The following is a 23,454-nucleotide window of genomic DNA, read 5'->3' as shown; positions in this document are numbered from 1 at the left end:
CAAATCATGAGATACGTCTTTATCGCAGCGTCTTGTCTGGTGTTGGGCCTCCTCGTCGGCGGGGCCATGGGGTGGTACAAGGTGAAACGCGCCCCATGGCCGGGACACCCCATCGTCAAAGACTACGATCCGTCGAAGAAGACAGCCACGATCGTCCGTCCCGAGAATAAGCCGGAACGGCGACCCAACTCGCCCGAAGGCGGGCCTCTGCCCGATGTCGAGGTTCCCGAGCCCGAGTTCGACTTCGGCAAGATCGAGTCCGAAAAGCACGGACAACACGAATTCGTCATCAAGAACGTCGGCGATGCCGATTTGGTCCTGACTCGCGGTGAGACGACTTGCCGTTGCACGGTCATGAATTTCGATCAAATCACCGTCCCGCCCGGCGGCATGACGAAAGTGTTGATCGATTGGAATGCCGAAAAGTTCGCCGGACCGATCACCCAACGTGCGACGATCTACACGAACGATCCCGACGAACCGGAGATCACGTTGACCGTCAAAGGCCGCGTGATGCAGTCGATTCGTACCGTTCCGAAAGAACTTGTCTTCAGCCGGGTGCGTGCCGGGCAACCGGCAACGGCGGTCGTCAAGGTTCTGGGATACCGGGACCACCCGATCCACGTTACCGCGGTCGATCTGATGGACAAGCAATTGGCCGATTATTTCCTCGTGACGTTCGAGCCGATTCCCGACGCCGCACTCCCCAAGGAAGATCCCGACGCCACCAACGGCTACTACGTACGTGTGCATCTGAAACCCGGCTTGCCGCTGGGAACCTTCGCGCAAAAGCTCATCATTCACACCGACCAGGAGGACCTCGACACCTTCGACGTGGCGATCAGCGGTCGTATCGAGAGCGACATCGAAATCAGCGGCCCGGCTTGGGTCACCAACCAAGGCTACTTGTTCCTCGATGCGGTCGACGCGAAAGAAGGCAAAGAAAGCCGACTGATGATCCGGCTCCAAGGTTTTCCTGCCGATCAACTCGAAGTCGAAGTGGAAGAACGGAAGCCCCCGCTCTTGGAAGTCGAGTTGGACGAAGCAAAATCGATCGGCGGCGGCTTGAGTACCCTGTTGCCGATTACGATTCGCGTTCCCCCCAACAGCGGCCCGGCCAATTTCATGAGCACCGATCCGAACAAGATGGGGTGGGTCACCCTAAAAACCAACGCCCCGGGTGCGCCGCGCATCAAGATCGGCGTGCGGTTTGCGATCGTGGATTGACCGAATTTGCTTAACCTGCTAAATAAGTTCAGGCTTCCCCAATACAGGGGGATCGTCTCCCCGGATTCGACCGAGCGCCCGCGCCGGTCCGTCGGCCGGTTGCCAGCCGCGAAGGAGCGACAATCATGGAAGGCCCGTGGAAAAACGCTCGCCGTTTTACCGTTTGTCTGACATCGTGCGCCCTGATCTTGGCCTTGGGTGCCATGGGTGGGTGCCGTCCCACGGCACAGGCACCGCAATCGTCTCAAGAGGATACTTCCTCGCAGCCGACCGAGGAACCGACGGCGACCGTCGAGCCCGACACGTCGCCGACCGTCCCCGGCGACTCCGAAAATACACTGCCGCAGTTCCCGCCGATCGATGCATCGTCGGAACCGCCGATACCCCCGGCGGCAGAAACCCCGACTCCGGCATTCCCCGAAGCGGTCACCCCGGAACCGACGCCGGCAGAAGGCGTCCCCCCCGCCGAGCCCCCTCGTGGGCCCGATACATCCGCCCCGGAAACACCGCAAGCCCCGGAGATTCCCCCCAACCCGCTTCGTTCCGACGGCGACAGACCGCTGCGTCCCGACTCCCCCTCGGCCACCGATTCGCCCACGACGGTTCCTGAGATGAATCCGACCACACCGGGAACGCCGTACGAACCGCCGGGAGTGGCGGAAATCGACGATCGCCCCTCTTCCGAGGGTCCCGAAAACGCGCCGCCTCAAATTCTGCAAACGCCTGCCGAATCGGCCAAACCGTTGACGCACAGCCGCATCGAGCGTCCGCCCTTCGATCCGATCAAAGAAAACGGACAATTCTTCGTCGGTTGGAGCAAACCCAAAGCCGCGTTGATCATCACAGGACGAGAAGAAGGCTACTTCGAGCCCTGCGGCTGCGCCGGCAAAGAACGCATGAAAGGCGGTTTGAGCCGACGGCATTCGATGATTCGGCAACTTCAAGAACAGGGCTGGCCCACGACGATCGTCGACGTCGGCGGATTGATCAAAGGATTCGGCAAACAGACCGAAATCAAGTTCTCGAATACCGTCGAGGCCTATCGCAAGATCGGTTATCACGCAATGAACCTGGGTGCACCGGAATTGCGGCTTCCCAGCACGTTATTGCTTTCGGTGATGACCTCCGGCGAAGGGGAATCGCCGTTCGTTTCGGCCAACGTCGCATTGTTCGATTTCGCTGCCGACGAATGGACGGCCCGCTACAAGCTCGTCCAAGCGGGCGATATGACCTTCGGTATCACCGGTATTTTGGGCAAGGAATATCACACGCAACTGAACAATCCCGACCTACAATTTCGCGATCCCGCCGAAGCCCTGCGCGACGTGCTTCCCAAGCTCGAAACGTCGGCCGACGTGCTCGTGCTCCTGACCTATTCCAGTGAAGAAGAAGCGTTGGAGCTGGCGAAGGCCTTTCCGCAATTCAAGGTGATCGTCAACACCGACGGCCCGGCGGAACCGCCCGGAGCGCCCCGCACGATTCCCGGCACCGATCGTTTCTTCATTCAGGTCGGCGAAAAAGGCATGGCGGCGGTGGTGCTCGGCTTTTTCGACGATCCGAATACACCGATCGCATATCAACGGGTGATTCTCGATTCCCGCTATCCCGATTCTCCCGAGATGAAGGCCGTTATGCGCAACTACCAAGCGCAACTGGTCGCCCTCGGTTTCGACGGCCTGGAAATACGGCCCGTTCCGCATCCCCGCAAAGAAGAGCAAGGCACCTTCGTGGGCACGAAAAAGTGCGCCTCATGCCACGAAGCCTCGTATGAAGTCTGGAAAAAATCGGGACATTCGAAAGCGTGGGAAACACTGGTCGAATTGGAGATCCCTCGAACCGGCGACCCGCAATGTGTCAGTTGCCACGTGACGGGCTGGCATCCTACCCGATATTTTCCCTATGAATCAGGCTTCGTGAGCGAAGCGCAAACCCCCGAATTGACCGACGTTGGCTGCGAATCGTGCCACGGCCCGGGCAGCAAACATGTCGAAGCCGAGATGGGCACCGACTTGGAACTGCAAAAGAAGGCGGCAGAAGCCATGGTCGTCACGAAGCAACAGATGGCCGAATCCGAAGTTCATTCGTGCCGCAACTGTCACGATCTGGACAACAGCCCCGAGTTCGACTTCGAAACGTATTGGCCGCTCGTCGAACACTACGAATAGTCCTGCACGCACTCGCGGCTCGTTCGGACGACGATTACACTGACAAAGTGTCGCGCCGCGTCCCAAGGGACCGGTCGGTCGACTCAGTTACGCTTCGCGCATCGCCGACTCGTCACCCGGCACCGAACCGCCATGTCTCGCGTAATCGTCTGCCCAAGCTGCTCGAAAACGCATCGCGCGGCCGATATCGCGCCGGGGCAGCGCGTGCGCTGCGGGGCATGCGGCCACGCCTTCGTCGTCTCCGCAGAATCGTTCCGGCCCTTCCCGGAACGCGAGGTCGATCAAACCGACGACACGCTCCCGCAGATCGACGAGGTCGTCGGCGACCTCAGCCCCTACCGAAGAATCGCAAAAGGCAGCTCCCGCCGTTTCCCTGCGGTGTTTTTTCTGATCGCGACGGTTGTGGTTCTCGCAGCCGTCATCGGCGGACTCGGGTATCGGCAATGGTCGGGCGTTCCCGCCGTGACGCCGGACGCGCCGAAGGAACAGGTGCCCTCGTCGCGCGACACGTGGAATCTCCCCGGGGAACTCGAACATGTTCGTGTCGCCCGCAGCCTCGACGAAGCCGAAAAAGCCGTCGTCAAAATCGACGTTCCCACGCAAGGCGGAACGATCATCGAAAGCGGGACCGGCTTTTTCGTCGACAAGCGAGGATGGATCGCCACGAACAATCACGTCGTCGAAGCGATCAACACGTCGGCGACAGTCACGTTGGCCGACGGGACGACCTGCCGCATCGAGGGGATCGTCGCCCGTGCGCCGGAACTTGACCTAGCGATCCTGGCCTTGGCCGAACGTCCCATCCAACTGACGCTGCTCGACATCACCTACGACGGTACCCCGCCGTTGGGTTCACAAATCTATGCGTTCGGACACCCCTACAACGTCGATTTTTCGCTGTCGCGAGGCATCGTCAGCAACGTACGAACGACCGACGAGATTCTTCGCAAGTTTCCCGACCACATCGTGGCGCAGCTTCACACGCCGTCCCACGTGATATGGATTCAGCACGATGCCAAGCTTTCGCCCGGCAACAGCGGCGGACCGCTGGTCGACGCGCACGGTCGCGTGCTGGGAATCAACACCTTCATTCACCGCCTGGCCGAGTACGGGTTTGCGATCCACGTGCGTCATCTGCGGGAACTATTGGCCCGCGCCGGCACCAAGATAACGCCGCTGCCTCCGCCTGATCCGCCGAACTTCTCGACCTTGGCCCCCGAAAAGATCATCGACACCCGCGAAATCGGCCCATTGCTGGCCGAATTTCAAGCCAAGAATTGGATGCCTGCCGATCCCGAGGAATACACCAAAGTTTGTCATCTTTCGAGACTGCTGAACGCCGTCAAGATCCTCGAAATCTCGGGACAAGTTCCCGAAGGGGTACCTCCGAACCTCGTCCATCAAATCGCCGCTGAAAACGACAAGACGTTTTTCGCCTCAACTCCACCCGAGTTCACGCCGGAAGAAATCCAAGCATTGAACGAAGCCGCCGTCGAACGCTTGCCCCAACACGGAAAAGGCGTCGTCTTCGTCGGGACCGTGTTTCAATCGGTCGACAAAGCCGCGGTATGCGAACTCCCCTTGCCAAACGGTACGTCCACCGTGCTTGTCCAAACGGGCCCCGATCAGGCCTTTCCCGATCGTGGTACTCGCGTGCTCGTGCTCGGTATGATCAAACCGGAAGTCGCGAATGTCACCTTCGGCAATCAACCGGAACCGGTCCGACTTCCGGTGGTCGTCAGCATGTATATGCTAGCGCTTGCCGACTGAAAACTTTTCGGGCATCGATCACCGTTCCCCGCCGTCGAACGGCAAGCGACGCACACTTTCCGGCAAGGCGGCACCGTAGCCTTTTGCCCGCGGCTCCAGCAGCCGCAAATCGTATTTCAACGGATCGGCAGGACGCGGATCGACACCGTACGTGCCGTTTGTCTCGGCGGCCGGAAGTTCGGGGCGACTCGCCTGCGGCATGTCTTCGCAGTACCACCAGTTTTCGTGAAACCGAAACGTGCCGGGCAACGTGTCGGGCCCCACGTTCACAGCCGTTGCCAGCTCATTCCTCCGAAAGATGATCACATTACGTTCGAATACGCCGTCGCGTGTTCGCACGAAGCCCGGTTCGCGAGTCTCTTGCAAGATTCGCATCACCCATTTCTCGGGACGGTAAACGGTATTCCGCCGAAACACACCTCGACCGACACCGACGAACGAAACGGCAGCCTCGCCGCCGATGAACACGCAATCTTCAACGCAAATATCGGCCGCCTCGTATTTCGCACCTTGCGGCCGGAAGAAGGCCAAGCCGGTAGATCCGCCTAACTGGACGGCCCGCATTCCCGCATGATCGAACAGGCACTTGCGAATCACGATATCGGACGAGCCGCCTTTGGCCTGCGGGCCGGTATGTTGTGAAAAGCCGGGTTTGCCTCGCATGTAGCATGCCTCGATGACGCCGCGATGGCATCCTACCATGTCGACAGCTTGTCCGCCCCACCCTTCGATTCGGCACGCTCTGACGACGAAATCGTCAACACCCGACAACTTGATCCCGTCATGATTTCCCTGCGGTCCCACGTCTTGCACGACGAGACGTTCCAGCAGCACATGATGCGAAGGGCTGGAAAACCGGCCGCCGTCATCGACGTTGATCCCGTTTCCCGACTGCCCGCGGACAACAAGCCCTCGAAGCACGACGTAGGCGACGTTCGACAGGTGCCAAGCCTCCGTTCCCCCGACGAACTCGGGTGGATGTTCGGGAACGGCGGCTTCGAATACCACCGGCCGTTCCCGCGTGCCCTGAATGTTCTCCACGTAAACGGGGGTCCGGTAGCGTCCCGGTGCGATGCGAACGACGTCTCCCGGGCGCGCCCGGCGGCAAGCTGCGTAGAGCTGATCGCTGCTGGCTACGACCTGCGACGGCAACGACTGGGCGGAGGCCACGGGCCGGTCGCCGATCCAGCCCGCAATCGAAACGAGGAACCCCATCCCGGCTCCAATGCAAGCGACATCGATTCTCATTATCATGCTCCAGAATTCATGAGTCGGTTCCCTGTAAACCGCTCGCCGTCCAACCGCCCCCCCAAACAAGCGCCGCACCTTCGATCCATTCTCTCACGGAAATCCGACGGAGGCACGGAAATCCGCGGGCCATTCCACGGATGCCCGCGGAATTCCGCGATAGCGTCTCAATGGGATGAGAAGGCGGCACCCCCACCGTTTTTCCGAAGTGTCTATTATGCCTGAAGTTATTTCTGCGTGCCAATTTTTACTGTCGTTTGGCACTCGCGTTGCTAATAGAGGGACGCCAAACAACACACGCTTTTGCCGATGACGTCAGGCGTTTTACATCGCCGGAGGAACTCAATGGTCACTCACACGATGGAGCTTCGCGGCTCGCCTTTCTTACACGAAGTCATTCGTGAGGCGCCCGCCGGTGCGGAACGGCTTCTTCACTGCCTCCAATGCGGCACCTGCGGCGGAAGCTGCCCCAGCGGCGCCGACATGGACTATACACCTCGTACGATCTTTGCCTTGATCAACGCCAACGAGCGGGAAAAGGTCCTCAAGGCCAACACGATGTGGTGCTGCGTGTCGTGCTACTTCTGCACGAGTCGGTGCCCGAAGCAGATTCCGATCACCGACATCATGTACGCCCTCAAGCGGATCGCCATCCGCGACAACGCGTACGAAGACACCGACGCGCCCGCTTTGGCCAAGACCTTCACCGATCTTCTCGACCGCTACGGGCGAAGCTTCGAACTGGGCTTGGCCAGCCGTTACTACCTGTTCAACAAGCCGCTGTCGATGCTGAAGATGGGCCCGCTGGGCATGTCCATGTTCAGCCGCGGCCGAATGGCCCTCACACCGACGAAGATCAAGAACATCGACCAGTTGCAAGCCATCATTCGCAAAGCCCGCCAGTTGGGAGGTGCGTCGTGAAATACGCCTATTACCCCGGATGTTCCCTCGAATGCAACAGCGCGGCGTACGACCTGTCGGTTCGTGCGGTCTCGGATCAACTGGGTATCGAGCTGCGAGAAATCGACGACTGGAACTGCTGCGGCGCGACAGAATACTTCAGCCAAGACGAGTTGACCGCCTGCTCCGTCATCGCCCGTAACCTCGCCTTGGTCGACAACGAACTCGACCAAGTGGTCGCTCCTTGTGCAGCGTGCTACCTGAACCTCAAGAAGGTCGACTCGCTGATGCAGGAAGACCAGGAGCTCGGTTCGAAGATCAACGAGTGCCTCGCGGCCGGAAATCTGCACTACGACGCAGGTCGCGTGCGCGTCCGGCACTTGCTGGATCTAATCGTCAACGACATCGGCGAAACCGCCATCCGCGACAAGATCAAGCAACCCCTCGAAGGCTTGCGGGTGGCGTGCTATTACGGATGCCAGATCGTCCGGCCGTACAGCGACTTCGACGATCCCGAACAACCGCAAAGCTTGGACAATTTGTGCAGGTGGTTGGGTGCCGAAGTCGTCGACTACCCGGTCAAGGCACATTGCTGCGGCGGCCACATGACGCAGATCAGCGAACCGCAGGCGTTCGAACTGATTCGCCGCTTGCTACAAAACGCCAAGGACTACGACGCCGACGTCATCCTGTGCATGTGCCCGATGTGCCAGCTGAACCTGGACGCCTATCAATCCCGGGTCAACGCCTACTTCAACACGAACTTCAATATCCCGATCATCTTTTTCACGCAGCTGCTGGGCGTGGCGATGGGCATCGAACCCCGCAAGCTGGGCTTCGGAAAAGAGATCGTTTCGGCCGAACCGGTGTTGCGGAAATTGAAAGCCCCCGCCGCCGGTTGATCCATCGGCCGCCTGTCGATCGGGCCGGTCGATATTCGACCGTCCGGCGACAATCCCGGTCGTGGCATCGAATCCCAAGACCCCAACGAAACAAAGAAGCCGTCGATCGATTGGAGGAAATATCATGGCCGAGCGAGTCGGCATCTACGTTTGTCATTGCGGGAGCAATATCGCCAACATGGTCGACGTCGAAGACGTGGCCAAGTGGGCGGGCGAGCACATTCAGGACGTCGTCGTAGCACGCGATTACAAGTTCATGTGCTCGTCTCTCGGCCAGTCGATGATCGAGGAAGACATCAAGAAACACAATCTCACTCGCGTCGTCGTGGCCGCCTGCTCGCCGCATCTGCACGAAAAGACGTTCCGCCGCGCGTGCGAAAACGCGGGCTTGAATCCCTATTTCTGCCAAATGGCAAACATCCGCGAGCACGTTTCGTGGGTGGCCACCGACAAAGCCAAAGCCACCGAAAAAGCGAAAGCCTTGGTCTCGGCGACCGCCGAACGAGTCAAACACCACGAACCGCTCGAACCGATGACCGTCAAGGTGAATCCCGCGACGCTCGTCATCGGCGGCGGTATTGCAGGGTTGCAAGCCACCCTGGAACTGGCCGACGCGGGTTACCCTGTTTATCTCGTCGAACGCAGCCCAAGCATTGGCGGTCACATGGCCCAGTTCGACAAGACCTTCCCCACCTTGGACTGCTCGGCCTGTATCCTGACGCCGAAGATGTCGGAAGCCGGTCAACACGAAAACGTTACTCTGCTGACGTATTCCGAAGTCGAAGAGGTCAGCGGATCGGTCGGGCACTTCAAGGTCCGCATTCGGAAAAAGGCACGACACGTCGTCGAAGCCGACTGCACCGGCTGCGGCATCTGCGTCGAAAAGTGCCCTCGCAAGGTGGTCGATGAAGACTTCGAAGCCGGTTTCGGCTATCGGAAGGCAATCTACATGCCTTTCCCGCAGGCCGTACCGCGTATCCCCGTGATGGATACCGAATCGTGCATTTGGTTCGAGCGGCAAAAATGCCGGGCCTGCGAAAAGCTCTGCCCGACCAATGCCATCGACTTCGACCAAGAGGACGAAGTCATCGAAATCGAAGTCGGCAACATCATCGTCGCCACCGGCTGGAAGATGTTCGATTGCAAAAAGATGTCGCAGTACGGCTACGGCCGCCTGGCGAATGTCTTCACCGCGTTGGAATTCGAACGCATGTGCAACGCCGCCGGCCCGACCAACGGAAAGATCGTGTTGCGGGACGGCAAGACCGAGCCGAAGTCGGTTGCCATCATTCATTGCGTCGGCAGCCGCGATGTCAACCACAACGAATACTGCTCCGGCATTTGCTGCATGGCCGCGTTGAAGTTCGGTCATCTCGTGCTGGAACGAACCAACGCCGAGGTCTACTCCTTCTACATCGATATGCGTACGAACCAGAAGGGGTACGAAGAGTTTTATCACCGGCTCCTGGAAGAGGGCATGCATTTCGTCCGCGGCAAAGTGGCCGAGGTCACGGATGCCGCCCGCAAACCGGATGAGGCGGGCAAACTGATCGTTCAGGTCGAAGATACCCTGTTGGGCAAGCAGCGTCGCATACCGGTCGATATGGTCATCCTGATGGGGGCCCTGGAACCGCAGATGGACGCCCGCGAAATGGGGCTGAAGCTGGGTATCTCGTGCAGCATGGCCGGTTGGTACACCGAGCGTCATCCCAAGCTCGACCCGGTGGCCACGATGACCGACGGCATCTTCGTCGCCGGTGCTTGCCAAGGGCCGAAAGACATCCCGGCATCGGTAGCGCAGGGCGCCGCAGCCGCCGCCCGCGTAATGGGTGTCATCACCAAGGGCGAAGTCCTCATCGAACCGGTCGTCGCCAGCATTCGCGAAGAGGACTGCTCCGGCTGCCGGATCTGCAACACGTTGTGCCCGTACAACGCAATCGAATTCGACGAAGAGAAGGGCGTCAGCCGTGTGGTTACCGCCTTGTGCAAGGGATGCGGTACCTGCGTGGCCGCCTGCCCGGCGGGCGTGATCACCGGTGCGCACTTTAACAACGAGCAGATCTTCTCCGAGATCGAAGGGATCTTGTGGGATACTGCTCCGACCAACGGCGGTAGTGCAAAGGAGGCCGAACCCGCCGCTACGTGACGGCGGCCGCAACCACGGCCGAGGGACAAAGCGTGATCGACGGGTGGCCGCTGCGTCGCAAACCTCCCACATATGCAAAAGACACCACGGAATCGACGCAACGTCGATATGCGACGCGGCAGTCGCCGTCGATCGAATATGAAAGCCGATACCGCGACCGCTTCGGCGGCCGGACACAAATTACAAGACAAGCCATAACCCGTTTAGGTCAACCCCAAACCGACGGATCCGAAAACGATGGCAGACGAAAACTTCGAACCGAAAATCGTCGGGTTCTTGTGCAACTGGTGCTCGTACCGAGCGGCCGACTTGGCGGGCATTTCGCGCATCAAGTATCCCGAAAACGTCCGCATTATCCGCGTCATGTGCAGCGGCCGCGTCGATCCGGCCTTCGTGCTCAAGGCATTTTCAATGGGGGCCGACGCCGTCATGGTCGCCGGTTGTCACCCCGGCGAGTGCCACTATATCGAACAAAATTACAAGGCCATGCGGCGGTTCTACATGCTCAAGCACACGCTCAAGGCGATGGGCCTGGAAGACGAGCGGCTGCGGTTGGTGTGGGCGTCGGCGGCCGAAGGCCAACAGTTGGCCGAAGCCATCCAGAAAATGGTCGACGAGGTGAAAAAACTCGGACCGCTCAACTGGCCGGCCAACTGGGAAGAAAACGGTGAACGCGAACACGCGCTCGCCGAGATCGTCAAAGAGCACGAAGAGGCGATGGAGGTGCAGCCGTGAGTCAAGCCACGCAAAAAGGAAAACTGGCCATCTACTGGGCTGCCTCGTGCGGCGGATGTGAAATCGCGATCTTGGCGATCGACGAAAAGATCCTCAAGGTTGCCGAGGCGTTCGATATCGTCTTTTGGCCCTGTGCGGCCGACGGCAAGGTCCGCGACGTCGAAAAGATGGAAGACGGCGAGATCGACCTCTGCCTCTTCAACGGCAGCATCCGCACCAGCGAACAAGAATACATGGCGCAGTTGTTGCGCAAGAAGTCGAAGGTGTTGGTGGCGTTCGGGTCGTGTGCCTCGGAAGGGTGCATTCCCGGTTTGGCCAACCTGAACACCAAGGAAGAGATTTTCTCGACCGTCTACGACGAAACGCCCTCGACCGACAATCCGAACAAGGTTCGGCCGCAACACAAGACGGAGATGCCCGAGGGCACATTGTACCTGCCGGTGTTCTACGACACCGTGCGTACGCTCGACCAGGTCGTGAATGTCGATTACTACCTGCCGGGATGCCCGCCTGAAGCCGAACAAATCTGGGCGGCGTTGACGGCAATCCTCGAGGGCAACCTGCCTCCGGCGGGCTCGGTGATCGGCCCGAAAACCACCGTTTGCGACGAGTGCCCTCGCAAGCGTAGCGAAAAGAAGATCAAGAAGTTCAAACGCGTCTGGGAAGTCATCCCCGACGAGGAAACCTGCCTGCTGGAGCAAGGCTTGGTTTGCTGCGGACCGGCCACCCGCGCCGGGTGCAATGCTCGATGCCCGAGCGTCAACTCACCCTGCATCGGCTGCTACGGCGAAAATGAGGGCGTGCACGATTACGGTGCACGGCTGATGGCGGCCTTGGCTTCGGTGATCGACTCCGACGATCCGGAAGAAATCCAACGGATCATCGAAGAAGGCATCCCCGACCCGGTGGGAACGTTTTACCGCTTCAGCCTTCCGAAGAGCCTGCTTCGGCGGAAAAAGAAGGTCAACGGAAAGTCGTAACCACACCGTTTTGCCGTTCGACAGCTCAAACCGACTCGAAATGCGCGAGGTTTGGGTTGTGAAAACCGGCGAAAGAAGCCAAATTTAACAGACGCAATTTCCCATAATCTCTCACATAGGCGAATTCGTCGCATCGCGGCTTCGCAAACGACGTTTCGAGAAGAACGAAGGCATTGCCATGAAACGCATTTCCATCGACCCGATCACGCGATTGGAGGGCCACGGGAAGATCGACATCTTCCTCAACGAAGAGGGCGACGTGGCCAACGCCTACCTGCAAATCCCCGAGCTGCGAGGCTTCGAGCGGTTTTGCGTCGGCCGTCCCATCGAGGAGATGCCGAACTTGACCGCACGGATTTGCGGTGTCTGCCCCGAAGCGCATCACATGGCGGCCACCAAAGCTCTTGACGCCGTGTTCCATGTCGATCCCCCGTCCACCGCCAAGAAGCTGCGGGAGCTGTTCTACAGCATCTTCTACGCCACCGACCACACGACGCATTTTTATGCCTTGGGCGGTCCCGACTTCGTCGTCGGCCCCGAGGCTCCCAAGGCCGAGCGAAACATTCTCGGCGTGATCGCCAAGGTCGGTTTGGAGATCGGCAGCAAGGTTATCAAGATGCGTCACACCGGCCACCATCTGATCCAGATGATGGGCGGACGGCGCGTACATCCCAACTGGGGATTGCCCGGCGGTGTCAGCCGCGGCATCAACGAGGAACAGCGCAAGGAAATCCTCGAAGCCGGCAAAGAAGCGATCGAGTTCGCGAAGTTCTCGCTTCAATTGTTTGAAGACGTCGTCCTCAAAAACACCGACTACGTCGAACTCATCACCGGCGATGTGTACGTCCACCAAACGTACTACATGGGCACGGTCGACGAAAACAACCACGTCAACTTCTACGACGGCAAGATCCGCGTGGTCGGGCCCGACGGCTCGGAACATGCCAAGTACGATGCTGCCGACTATCGCGAATACATCGCCGAGCATGTCGAACCGTGGTCGTACCTCAAGTTTCCCTATCTGAAGAAGGTCGGCTGGAAAGGTTTCGTCGACGGCCCCGAGTCGGGGGTATATCGGGCCACGCCGCTATCGCGGCTCAACGCCGCCGACGGCATGGCGACGCCGCTCGCCCAGAAGGAATACGAACGGTTCTATGACACACTCGGCGGTAAGCCCGTCCACCATACCTTGGCAACGCACTGGGCCCGTTTGATCGAGCTGCTCTACGCAACCGAACGGTGGGTCCAACTGGCCGAAGATCCCGAAATCACCGGCAAGGAGTTCCGCGTCTTGCCCACCGAAACGCCGACCGAAGGCGTCGGTTGCGTCGAAGCCCCGCGAGGTACGCTCACGCATCATTACGCCACCGACGAACGCGGCGTTGTTACCAAGGCGAACCTGATCGTCGGCACGACGAACAACAACGCCCCTATCTGCATGTCGGTCAAGCGGGCGGCCGAAAAGCTGATCCGCAAGGGCGAAGTGCGCGAAGGGCTGTTGAACAAGGTCGAAATGGCGTTCCGGGCATACGACCCTTGCTTCGGTTGTGCCACACACAGCCTGCCCGGCCAGATGCCGTTGGAAGTCACCCTCCGAAATCCGCAAGGAGAACTCGTTCAACGGTTGACGCAATACGTCGACTGATCCATCGATCCCGATCATCGTCGGATGCCCCGACGACCGGTGATCGCAACAAGCTACCAAGGATGCATCATTCAGCCGTTTAGCGACGGTGCATCATCGGGACGTTGGGGGCCGAAAGGCCCCCAATTTTTTGGCCGGACATTTCCTCGACCGACGTTCCGAAACCTTTCCTTATTTGTTTTCGATCAAAATCTCAAAGGCGGCCATGTCTACCGATCATCCGGCCGACAATCGCACGCTTGTCCTCGGATTGGGTAATCCCATTCTTTCCGACGACAGTGTAGGTCTGCGCGTCGTGGATCGCCTGCGTCCCGTTCTAGCCGACCACCCCCATATCGAGGTCGATGAAGACCACTGGGGTGGGCTGCGGTTGATGGAGCATTTGGCGGGATACGATCGTGCCGTCATCGTCGACGCGATGCAACTCGGTCATCCGCCGGGTACGATCGTCGAGCTGAGCCCCGACGGCCTTCCCACCCAGCGAAGCTGTTCTTCGCACGACGTGACGTTTTCGACCGCCTTGGAACTGGGCCGCAAACTCGACATCCATTTGCCGCCCGACGAGTTCATTTCCCTTGTCGGAATCGAGGCCGACGATATACTGACTTTCGGGGAGAGTTGCACCCCCGCCGTCGAGGCTGCGATCCCCCAGGCAGTAGAGTTCGTACTTGCAATTCTCAGGCGTTGGCAATTGCTGCCGGACGCCTCGGCGAAGAATGATACGTCGTCTTCGTGCCGCAACGGCATGGCGGAATGATTTTGAACATCACCTTACGATGAATACATCGGCCGGCGACATCACCGGGTGCCGCCGCAGCCGCTTCCAAACTTCGAGGGAGGAACAAGAACGATGGTCTCTCCGGAATTGTTGCGTCGGTACCCCTACTTCACGAACATCAGTGAAGAAAGTCTGAAGCAAATTGCGATGCTGGCGGAAGAAAAGAAATTTCCGGCCGGTGTGCAACTCTTCAACGAAGGAGATCCGGCGAACTACCTGAACGTGATCGTCTCGGGCGAGGTCAACATCCAGTACCTGCTCGGCTCGGGAGAAAAACGGACGGTCGACACCCTCGTCGACGGCGACATCCTTTGCTGGTCGGCGCTGGTCGAACCTTACAAGACGACCGCCATCGGCACGACTTCCAAAGAAACGCATGTCATCGCGATCGACGCCGCGAAATTGCGTGAACTGTGCGCGAAAGATCCGATGGTCGGTTATCAACTGATGCTCGAAATCGCCAAGTTGTTGGCGCATCGGCTCGAAGGCGCCCGCGTGCAATTAGCCGCTTCATGAGCTTTCATGAGCTGCGATCTCGCCTCTACATTTTAAGATCGACGACGCCGGGCGGGGACATCCCCACCCGGTGCTCTTTTTTCGGAACCGTTTCTTTCGTCTTTGCGATGCACGAAGTCGCCTTGGTTCAAGCTCTGATCGAGAACGTCGAACAGGAGATCCGCGAGGCGGGGGTTTCCGGCAAGGTCGTTCGATTACAATTGAGCGTAGGAAAACTGTCGGGAGCTTTTCCCGAAGCGATCGAGTTCGCCTTTTCACTCCTTTCGCCGGGCACGATCGTCGAGGGAGCCGAACTCGTCATTCTGACGCCCGAAGCCGAATATGTCTGCGACGCATGCGGAAGCACCGGAATCGCCGAAGAAATCTTCCGGCAGTGTCCCGCATGCCGTAGCGGATCGATTCGCTTTCGGGGAGGGCGCGACTTGACGCTTGATTCGATCGAACTCGACACCCCCGACGAACCCGCCAATTCGTTCGGTTGACCTACAAAAAGAATAAGAGTCGAAAGCTATGAAGATCGTCGCCGCCAAAAAGCTGTTGCGGGCAAACGACCTGCTGGCCGAAGAAAACCGAAAACGATTCAACGCTGCGAAGACGGTCGTCTTGAATCTCGTCGGCTCACCGGGGTGTGGAAAAACGACCCTACTGGAAAATCTCTTTCCTCGCCTGCAAGACCTTCGGCCCGCCGTGATCGAGGGCGACATCGCCGGTGCCGTCGACGCCGAACGGTTGAGCAAACTTTCCGTTCCCGTGGTTCAGATCAATACCGAAGGCGCCTGTCACCTCGACGCGAACATGATCGCCGCAGCCGTCGACGAACTGGACCTCGAATCGATCGACTTCTTGGTGATCGAAAATGTGGGCAACCTGGTATGCACCGCCGGCTTCGACCTGGGCGAACATTTTCGACTGGCCGTGCTCAGCGTGGCCGAGGGCGACGACAAGCTCGTCAAATATCCGGCGATCTTTCAAGGCTCCGACGGGCTCGTCGTGACGAAATGTGATCTCTTGTCGCTTTCCGATTTCCAACTCGATCGCGTTACCGCCGACATGAAACGGTTGGCACCGAATGCAGAGATCTTCGCAGTCTCGGCAAAATCGGGCGAAAAGATGGACGAACTAGCCGAATTCATACGCAACAGAATCAAGCAAGTTCGTGCAGATTGAGCCTCCGGTGCGAAACGTATTCCGGGAATTGCGACGATTTGCTTGCATCGCGCGTTGCGGGCAATCATCATGCCTTCGGCGGGGGTAATGTCGGTTGTTCGATCGTTGCATGTTTTCCGAATGCGCTTACGAAAGGCCCTCGCCATGTCTGCTCGTGGACCCGTTTCTTCGGCCATCACCGTTTCGGCCGTCGTCGCGTGTCTGGCGTTGTCGGCATTCTGCCGGGCGGAAGAGAAGACGCCCAAGCGATACAACGTCCTCTTCTTGATCGCCGACGACCTCAACGCCGACTTGAGCTGTTACGGTCACCCGATGGTGACAACGCCGAACATCGACCGGATCGCCGCGAAAGGTGTACGCTTCGAGCGGGCGTACTGTCAATTCCCGCTGTGCAATCCGTCGCGAGCATCCTTTTTGACGGGATTACGTCCCGATCACACGGGCGTCTACACGAACCCGCTCCACTTTCGCGAAAACGTGCCCGACGTCGTGACGCTGCCGCAGCACTTCCGAAGGCACGGTTATTTCGTCGCACGAGTCGGTAAGATCTTTCACTACGGCGTGCCGCGACAAATCGGAACCAGCGGCCTGGACGACCCGCAATCGTGGGACGAAGTCTTCAACCCGATCGGTCGTGATCGGCTCGAAGAAGACAAAATTTTCTCGCTCGTACCGGGCAAATTCGGCGGCACGCTCAGTTGGCTGGCAGCAGACGGCACCGACGAAGAGCAAACCGACGGCATCGGGGCGAACATGGCCATCAACCTGTTGCGCAAACATCGCAACGAACGGTTCTTCATCGCGGTGGGATTCTATCGACCCCATACGCCGTATGTCTCCCCGAAGCCCTATTTTGCCAAGTATCCCCCGACCAAAGTGCCGCTTCCCGACAATCCGCCGGACGATCGGGACGACATTCCGCCTTTGGCATTGCCCGACAAACCCGAACAGCTCACGATGTCCGAGGCGCTCAAGCGACAGGCGATGCAGGCCTACTTCGCGTCGATTACTTTCATGGACGCACAACTAGGCCGCGTGCTCGACGAGCTGGAACGCCTGGGACTGGCCGACGACACGATTGTGACGATGACCAGCGATCACGGCTACCACCTGAACGAGCACTTGCTCTGGCAAAAACAGAGCCTGTTCGAAGAATCGACCCGCGTGCCGATGATCGTGTCGGTACCGGGAATGAAGACTGCCGGTCGGCGCAGCTACGCAATCGTCGAGATGATCGACCTCTATCCGACGCTGGCCGAATTGTGCGGCCTGCCCTTGCCCGATCATCTCGACGGGAAGTCGATGGTACCGATCTTGAACGATCCGGAGCTTCCCGGCAAACCGTTCGCCGTAACACAGGTTTACCGTTCGGTTCCGAAAAAAGGCCACGTCTTCGGCTACTCCATCCGAACGCCGCGCTGGCGATACACCGAATGGGACGAAGGACGTATGGGCGTCGAACTGTACGATCACGAAAAGGATCCGCGCGAGTTTACCAACCTGGCGCACAATCCGAAGTACGCGGACGTGGTCGCCGAACTCAAGACCAAGATCCCGCACCCCCCGAAACCGCAACCGTAGTTGCAGCCGAAGCGCACGGATCCGCCCGCGCTTGGTTGCGGCGGTGTGCGACGTCCTTCGGCAGCGAGGGTTATTCGGCCTGCGGTGCCGCGATGGAGTCGGTCGCAGGAACCGGGGCCGAAACTCGACCGGCGCCCGATCCGGGACGCCAAGCCGTGCGCGGTCGCGCACCTTCGGCGGATGTCCCTTCGGCAGCCGGGGCTTCCGTGTTCGCCGCCACGTCTCCCGGCATTCGATAGCGGAACACGCCGACCTCGTCGATCCCGTCGCCGTCGAAGTCGGCGGCAAACGGCAGGTCGTCGGCCGTCCCCATGGCGAACACCCGATCGAATGAATCGATCGCCTCGTCGGCGTTCACGTCGAGCAAGAACGTCCCGTCGCGATACAGGCCCAAGTCGGTCCTGCCGTCGCCGTTCCAATCACCGGTCACCGGCCGATCGCCCGGTTCGCCGAAATGCGGAACGACGCGGTCGGCCTCGCTCCACCGGCCGTCGCCGTCGACATCGAGATACCATGTACCGTCGCGGAACACACCGATCGTCGTGATTCCGTCGCCGTTCCAGTCACCGGTCACCGGCCGATCATTCTCGCGACCGTACCGGAAGACATGATCGACGACGTCCGCCCTGGCATGTGGATCCGTTCCGCGCTTCATCACGCGCAGGCGTGATGCAGCCTCTTCCGGAGCGGGCGGCAGGTTCTTCGGGCGAATGGAAAGCCGGTTTTGGACGTCGGGAATTCCCGGCTCGAACCGCAAAGCATGCTCGTCGCCGGGCCAGGCACGACCGTACACGCCGATGTCGGTCTTACCGTCGCCGTCCCAATCGCCGACGACGGGAATGTCGCCGTCTTTCCCCAGTTTTGCCCACAGGTCGTGTTCCTCCCAGACGCCGTTCCCGTCGAGATCGAGGAACCACGACCCGGCCAGATACACACCGACCTCGGCCACACCGTCGCCGTTGAAATCGCCCGCGACCGGCACGGCACCTTCGGTCCCCAATGTCACCTCTTGCTGTTCACCGCGTCCTTCGATGATCCAGCGACCGCGATCCATCGACACGCCTTGCCACGTGGCGGGCTGGAAGTATGTACCTCGCACATCGCGCACGATCTGGCCCGATTGCGGATGGCGAGGCATCCCGCCGTCGATGACGCTCAAGTGCCAAGTGTACGTAACGATCGACGAACTGCCGCCCAAGATCGGCAGCCGCAGCGGTTCCACGGCAACCGGTGAGATCGCCAGTACCGGAGGCGCTTCGGTGGGATAGGTGATCGTGGGCGGCCGCGGAATCGGAGGCGTGGGCGGAATTTCCGGCGGAATATACGGCGGCGTCGAGTCGAGTTTGACCTCGGCAAAATTGTAGTACTCTCCCGACGAGCCGGGCGTCACCGTCACCCGCAAGATGGCATCGTTTTTCGGATCGACCGCCAATTGTTTCAGATCGAGCGTTCCCAAGTCCTCGTCGGGATTGACGGCCAATCCGCCGAGTGTGCCGGGCGTGTCGGGACCGTCCACGAATCCATCGGGATGCATTTCCAGAATCGTGTACACTCCCGGCTTCAATCCGTCGAACTCGTAGTAGCCGTTTTCGTCGGTCCAAGTGACCATGGGCTTACCGTGCTCGTCCAACACGGGTAACCCCGAGGCGTCGCCCAAGTGGATTTCCACCCCCGGAATCGGCGTATCGTCCTGCGTCAACGTTCCGTCGCGCAAGGCAAACACATCGGGCGGCTGTTCGCCGAAACCGTATCGAATCACGGGGCCGTCTTGGTATACATAGCCCGATATCTTTGCCGGAGGTATCTCCGAAAAGTCGTACCGCTCCGCGTTCGTTCCCGGTGGAAGTTTCACGTCGACGATGCGGTCGTTCCCGTCCAGCATCCCGCCGGCGCTACCGACGAAATCGTCACCGTCAAGGAATCCTTCCGGCTGGATCTCGGCGACGCCGTACCGTCCGGGCTGCAATCGATCGAACCGATAAGTTCCTGCCGCATCGGTTCTCGTTTCGGCCACCGCGTTCCCGGATTCGTCGAGCAACTGAATCCGGACTTCGGCAATCGGCCGGTCGTTGTGATCGAACCGGCCGTTCGCATCGTAATCGGCGAAGACGCGGCCCGAAATCGAAACGGGCTTGTATTCTCCGAACAGGTAATTCTTGCCGAAGCTACCCGGCGCCAGTTCGATCAGCTCGATGCGATCCCCCGGATTGATCGCGTTGCCGCCGGCGGTGCCGGCTTCATCAGTCCCGTCGAAATAGCCGGAAGGTTGTTCTTCGACGAGCGTATACGTGCCCGGTTGCAGGTTTTCGAAGAGAAAATATCCGGCCGCATCGGTGGTCGCCCGCAAACCTGTGTCGTGACCGTCGGCATCCAGCAGCTTCAACGTGACGCCGGCGATTCCGATCTCGCCCGGGTTGCGCACACCGTTGATGTTCGTGTCTTCGTAAACGTAGCCGGAAAGTCGTGCCGGCAGAATCTCACAGAAATCGTAGTTCTCGCCCGCGGCGCCCGACGCGAGTGGAATCTCCACGATCGAATCGGGCGGCAACAACGAGCCGCCTTCCGAACCGACATGATCGCCGCCGTCGAAATAGCCTTCGGGCTGGAGTTCATGGACGCCGTACACGCCTGGGGCAAGACCGGTGAAGGCATACCGCCCCGAATCGTCCGTTTGCGTCGTCGCGACGACTTTGCCTTGGGAGTCCAACAGCTCGATCGTCACGCCGGCGAGCATCTTCTCCCCCGGATCGGCGCGACAATCGCCGTCTTGATCGACGAGTACGTGCCCGCTGATCGAGGCGGGCAACAATTCGCCGAAATCATAGTCGATTCCGACCGCTCCGGAAGCCAATGCGATATCGACAATCGCATCCCCCGGATTGATCGCCGTTCCCCCTTCGCTGCCGGCGGTATCTTTGCCGTCGAGGTAACCCGACGGCTGGATTTCGCGAACTTCGTACTGTCCCGGGAAAAGACCGGTGAACGCCCAGCTACCGTCGGGTGACGTGACAACCTGATAGGTCTGCTGGGACCGATGCGCATCGGCCGAGCGGATCAGCGTGATCGTCGCTCCAGCGATTCCTTCCTCGCCCGCCTCGCGCAGTCCGTTGTCGTTTCGATCGTGATAGACGTGCCCCGAAATCGCCGCCGGCAACACTTCGGCGAAATCGTTCCCGCGGCTGTCTTCCCCGCCTTGCAGGTCGATGTCGCCGATCGTGTCGTCGTCGACGACGATCCCTCGCGTTGCGCCGTCCACTTGACCGGCCCTCGCGCCGACCGACAAGTACCCCGACGGTTGTGCTTCGACGACGCGATAACGGCCCGGCAAGAGGTTGTCGAAGCGATACTCGCCGTTCTGATCGGTGACGGCCGTTCGGCCGGTGGGCACGTAGCCGTTACCGTCATGCTGCAACAACGTCAATTCAACTCCGGCGATGGGTTGCTCGCCTGCGTCTTGAATCACGTTCAAGTTCGGATCGACGAACACCGTTCCGCTGATCGACGCGGGCAGCGGCTGCTGCTCGAGCGACAAGACGGCGGCCGCTGTCCGCACCGGGTGCGGCGTGGCGTCGGGCGGAACGTAATCATCGTTCGGCAAGGCCAGTCCCGTTTGACTCAACTTGGCGTCGAAGTCGTCGATGAAGATATCGCTGCCGGTTGCCTGGTAGTAGTGCGGCGCTTCGAAGGTTGTTTCGAGTCGCGAGCCTTCGATCTCGTTGCCTTCGGCCAAGGCGTTCGGTCCCAGAAATCCCATCTCGTCGACGTCGACCGAGAAGACGAGCCGGTCTCCGGCGTCGAAGCCTTCAAACCGGAAGGTCAGCGTCGTACTGCCGTCTTCGACCTCGTAACTGATCGCATCGATCCCTGACTGCGACACGACCGACAACGGCACGGCACCGAACGCACCGTTTCCCCCGGGCGCGGTATCGAAGAAGGTGTCGCCGATCGTCAGCCCGTCTCCCAGTTTGTCGCATTCGATCGAAAGTTGTCGAAGCTGCGTCCCCTCGGCGCCGCCTGTGAACGTCAATTCAAAGATGTCACCCTGTTCGTCGAATCCGCTGGCCTCTTCGTAGTAAACCAGGCCCACGTGAATCGGCGAGGCCGACAACAGGCATCGCGGCTCCATATTTTCGAAACGGCATTGCCGGGTTCGCACCAAGCGAGACCGCCGCTTCGCCCGACGATCAAGGGCCGACTTGCCGAGTTTCTTCAACCAGCTCACATCCACCTCCGTGCACCCACGCGTGCTCCGTCATATCGGTGTGGCAATACGCCACCGGTTCATCCATGATCAAATTTGTTGATCGACCGTACTTCCCGTACCGCTACCGATCGTAGTTCGTATCGTACGCATCTTGCGGCACGGCAGCCGCACGAACGCGCAATGCCTCGCGGTAATTCCACAGTCGAACGGTCGTATCGAATCCGCTGGAAACCAGCGTTTGCGTGTCTTCCATCCACATCAAGCAGGTCACCGAGCCGGTGTGCCCTTCGAGCGTCGCGATCGGTTTGCCGGTAGGAACATGCCACACGACGATGCGGTTGTCGGCGCGACCGACGGCCAATTCTTCGCTACCACAATAGACTGCCGTCAATGCCGGCGACACGTTCCCACGGGCGATACGGTGAACAATCTGTCGCGAAGTTACGTCCCAGACCACGATCGCGGGAGCTTCCCCGACAGCCGCCAAGTACCGTCCGTCGGGCGACCAGACGATCGCATGCACGCGAGACTCCATCCCCGGCAAATCGATCGCCATGCCGTCGGCAAGCGTCCACATACGAACCATGCCTTGGCTTCCGCACGCTGCAAGTCGTTCGCCGCCGGGGGCAAACCGAACGTCGCGGACATCGGACGTCGGGAATTCGTAGCTCGCCATCTCCGCCCCCGAATCGGTCTCCAGCAACATTACCGGAGAATCGAATGCGGCCACGGCCGCCGCTCGGCCGGTAGGATCGAACACGACTTTTCGAATGCCGCCCTGGACAACGCGGCGGTGCCAAAGCACGCCCCCGTCGACACCGTTCCAGACCCACACGTTGCCGGCATCATCGCCGCATGCGATCCGATTGGTTTTCGGATGCACCGCTACCGTCTTCACCCAGTCGGTCGGGCCTTGCAGCTTGCCGATCGGTTTGCCGCTCGTCCCATCCCATAGGCAGATGCAATGGTCGTCTCCGGCCGCAAGCAACCAGGGCCGATTTGCAGCACGATCGATCGCGGCAACCACCGGAACCCGGTCCAACGAAACCGTCCGCAACGCCTTTTGCGGCGCGGCGCTAAACGTCCTAGCGGGTTTTACGACCGGCGCACTCTGGGCGAAAGCCGGGGTGCACATCCCCACCACCAAACACGCCGTAACGATTTTCAATTTCGACGGTAGCCCGAACTGCAACATCCGTGTTTCCTCTGCTTGCGGAGAACCGCGTCATCGTCCAGCGCCCACCACCTCGGCGCACAGTAAGACGCCGAGTCGATACGCCTCCTCTTCCTACATCGGCCGCCGACGGTCGTGTCGTCTATTCCAACTTGGCCTTCCATGCGTTTTGGTAAGAAAGCACCGACATCGAAACACAGGAAAACTGCGCAAAGAATTCCGATTCGTATCGATCGGTAACCGTCACAGCCGGTTGCGCAAAGAAAACCCCGCCAAAAGAGGCGGGGCGCACGTCCTCGGAATACGGTGCCGCGAT

Annotated in this window: 17 protein-coding genes; 14 read left to right on the top strand and 3 right to left on the bottom strand. The window is 59.8% G+C overall.

All coding sequences use genetic code 11. The annotated features are described in order from the left end of the window. Positions 1-6 precede the first annotated feature (6 nt). The 3 genes from ACYQ2I_RS05980 (at position 7) to ACYQ2I_RS05970 (ending at position 5,162) form a co-directional block, all read left to right on the top strand. Positions 7-1,227 (top strand): DUF1573 domain-containing protein, encoded by a 1,221-nt coding sequence (locus tag ACYQ2I_RS05980; RefSeq protein ID WP_460166091.1) that lies wholly within the window; start codon positions 7-9, stop codon positions 1,225-1,227. A 125-nt stretch (positions 1,228-1,352) separates the two neighbouring features. Further along, positions 1,353-3,392, top strand: a complete 2,040-nt coding sequence (locus ACYQ2I_RS05975; RefSeq protein WP_460166090.1) for a multiheme c-type cytochrome — start codon at positions 1,353-1,355, stop codon at positions 3,390-3,392. A gap of 132 nt (positions 3,393-3,524) precedes the next feature. Beyond that, the gene (locus tag ACYQ2I_RS05970; protein ID WP_460166089.1) at positions 3,525-5,162 is read left to right on the top strand and encodes a trypsin-like peptidase domain-containing protein; all 1,638 of its coding nucleotides are present in this window, start codon (positions 3,525-3,527) and stop codon (positions 5,160-5,162) included. A gap of 18 nt (positions 5,163-5,180) precedes the next feature. Here ACYQ2I_RS05970 and ACYQ2I_RS05965 read toward each other — a convergent pair whose 3' ends face one another. Continuing rightward, positions 5,181-6,410 carry a right-handed parallel beta-helix repeat-containing protein gene (locus ACYQ2I_RS05965; protein WP_460166088.1) on the bottom strand — a complete coding sequence of 410 codons (1,230 nt, stop codon included), beginning with the start codon at positions 6,408-6,410 and terminating at the stop codon, positions 5,181-5,183. A gap of 345 nt (positions 6,411-6,755) precedes the next feature. On the opposite strand from ACYQ2I_RS05965, the gene ACYQ2I_RS05960 reads away from it, so the two are divergent. From ACYQ2I_RS05960 to ACYQ2I_RS05910, 11 genes are all read left to right on the top strand, one after another. Continuing rightward, positions 6,756-7,331, top strand: a complete 576-nt coding sequence (locus tag ACYQ2I_RS05960; RefSeq protein ID WP_460166087.1) for a 4Fe-4S dicluster domain-containing protein — start codon at positions 6,756-6,758, stop codon at positions 7,329-7,331. Further along, positions 7,328-8,212: a CoB--CoM heterodisulfide reductase iron-sulfur subunit B family protein gene (locus ACYQ2I_RS05955; RefSeq protein WP_460166086.1), complete on the top strand. Its 885-nt coding sequence runs from the start codon at positions 7,328-7,330 to the stop codon at positions 8,210-8,212. Before ACYQ2I_RS05960 ends, ACYQ2I_RS05955 begins: the two co-directional genes overlap by 4 nt. A 124-nt stretch (positions 8,213-8,336) precedes the next feature. Beyond that, positions 8,337-10,358: a 4Fe-4S binding protein gene (locus tag ACYQ2I_RS05950; RefSeq protein WP_460166085.1), complete on the top strand. Its 2,022-nt coding sequence runs from the start codon at positions 8,337-8,339 to the stop codon at positions 10,356-10,358. A 237-nt stretch (positions 10,359-10,595) separates the two neighbouring features. Next, positions 10,596-11,093, top strand: coding sequence for a hydrogenase iron-sulfur subunit (locus ACYQ2I_RS05945; RefSeq protein WP_460166084.1), 498 nt, complete (start codon positions 10,596-10,598; stop codon positions 11,091-11,093). Continuing rightward, the gene (locus ACYQ2I_RS05940; RefSeq protein ID WP_460166083.1) at positions 11,090-12,073 is read left to right on the top strand and encodes an NADH-quinone oxidoreductase subunit B family protein; all 984 of its coding nucleotides are present in this window, start codon (positions 11,090-11,092) and stop codon (positions 12,071-12,073) included. The genes ACYQ2I_RS05945 and ACYQ2I_RS05940 overlap by 4 nt, the downstream gene beginning before the upstream one ends. A gap of 178 nt (positions 12,074-12,251) precedes the next feature. Then, positions 12,252-13,718: a Ni/Fe hydrogenase subunit alpha gene (locus ACYQ2I_RS05935; RefSeq protein ID WP_460166082.1), complete on the top strand. Its 1,467-nt coding sequence runs from the start codon at positions 12,252-12,254 to the stop codon at positions 13,716-13,718. A gap of 205 nt (positions 13,719-13,923) precedes the next feature. Continuing rightward, the gene (locus ACYQ2I_RS05930; protein ID WP_460166081.1) at positions 13,924-14,475 is read left to right on the top strand and encodes a hydrogenase maturation protease; all 552 of its coding nucleotides are present in this window, start codon (positions 13,924-13,926) and stop codon (positions 14,473-14,475) included. Between the two features lie 93 nt (positions 14,476-14,568). Beyond that, a complete protein-coding gene (locus ACYQ2I_RS05925; protein WP_460166080.1) occupies positions 14,569-15,012 on the top strand; it encodes a Crp/Fnr family transcriptional regulator in 444 nt (147 codons plus the stop codon). Next, the gene (locus tag ACYQ2I_RS05920; RefSeq protein ID WP_460166079.1) at positions 15,009-15,494 is read left to right on the top strand and encodes a hydrogenase maturation nickel metallochaperone HypA/HybF; all 486 of its coding nucleotides are present in this window, start codon (positions 15,009-15,011) and stop codon (positions 15,492-15,494) included. Before ACYQ2I_RS05925 ends, ACYQ2I_RS05920 begins: the two co-directional genes overlap by 4 nt. Positions 15,495-15,522: 28 nt before the next feature. Further along, complete coding sequence (hypB, locus tag ACYQ2I_RS05915) at positions 15,523-16,179, top strand: hydrogenase nickel incorporation protein HypB (protein WP_460166078.1); 657 nt, start codon at positions 15,523-15,525, stop codon at positions 16,177-16,179. A gap of 144 nt (positions 16,180-16,323) precedes the next feature. Then, the gene (locus tag ACYQ2I_RS05910) at positions 16,324-17,760 is read left to right on the top strand and encodes a sulfatase (RefSeq protein WP_460166077.1); all 1,437 of its coding nucleotides are present in this window, start codon (positions 16,324-16,326) and stop codon (positions 17,758-17,760) included. Positions 17,761-17,830: 70 nt separating this feature from the next. On the opposite strand, the gene ACYQ2I_RS05905 is transcribed toward ACYQ2I_RS05910, so the two are convergent. Both ACYQ2I_RS05905 and ACYQ2I_RS05900 read right to left on the bottom strand, forming a co-directional pair. Further along, positions 17,831-21,982: an SdrD B-like domain-containing protein gene (locus tag ACYQ2I_RS05905; protein ID WP_460166076.1), complete on the bottom strand. Its 4,152-nt coding sequence runs from the start codon at positions 21,980-21,982 to the stop codon at positions 17,831-17,833. 103 nt (positions 21,983-22,085) lie between these two features. After that, positions 22,086-23,159 carry a WD40 repeat domain-containing protein gene (locus ACYQ2I_RS05900; protein WP_460166075.1) on the bottom strand — a complete coding sequence of 358 codons (1,074 nt, stop codon included), beginning with the start codon at positions 23,157-23,159 and terminating at the stop codon, positions 22,086-22,088. Between the last annotated feature and the right edge of the window lie 295 nt (positions 23,160-23,454).

The organism is Thermostilla marina (genome assembly GCF_054657455.1).
The sequence above is the reverse complement of the archived record's forward strand: the minus strand, read 5'-3'. Positions and strand labels throughout refer to the sequence as shown.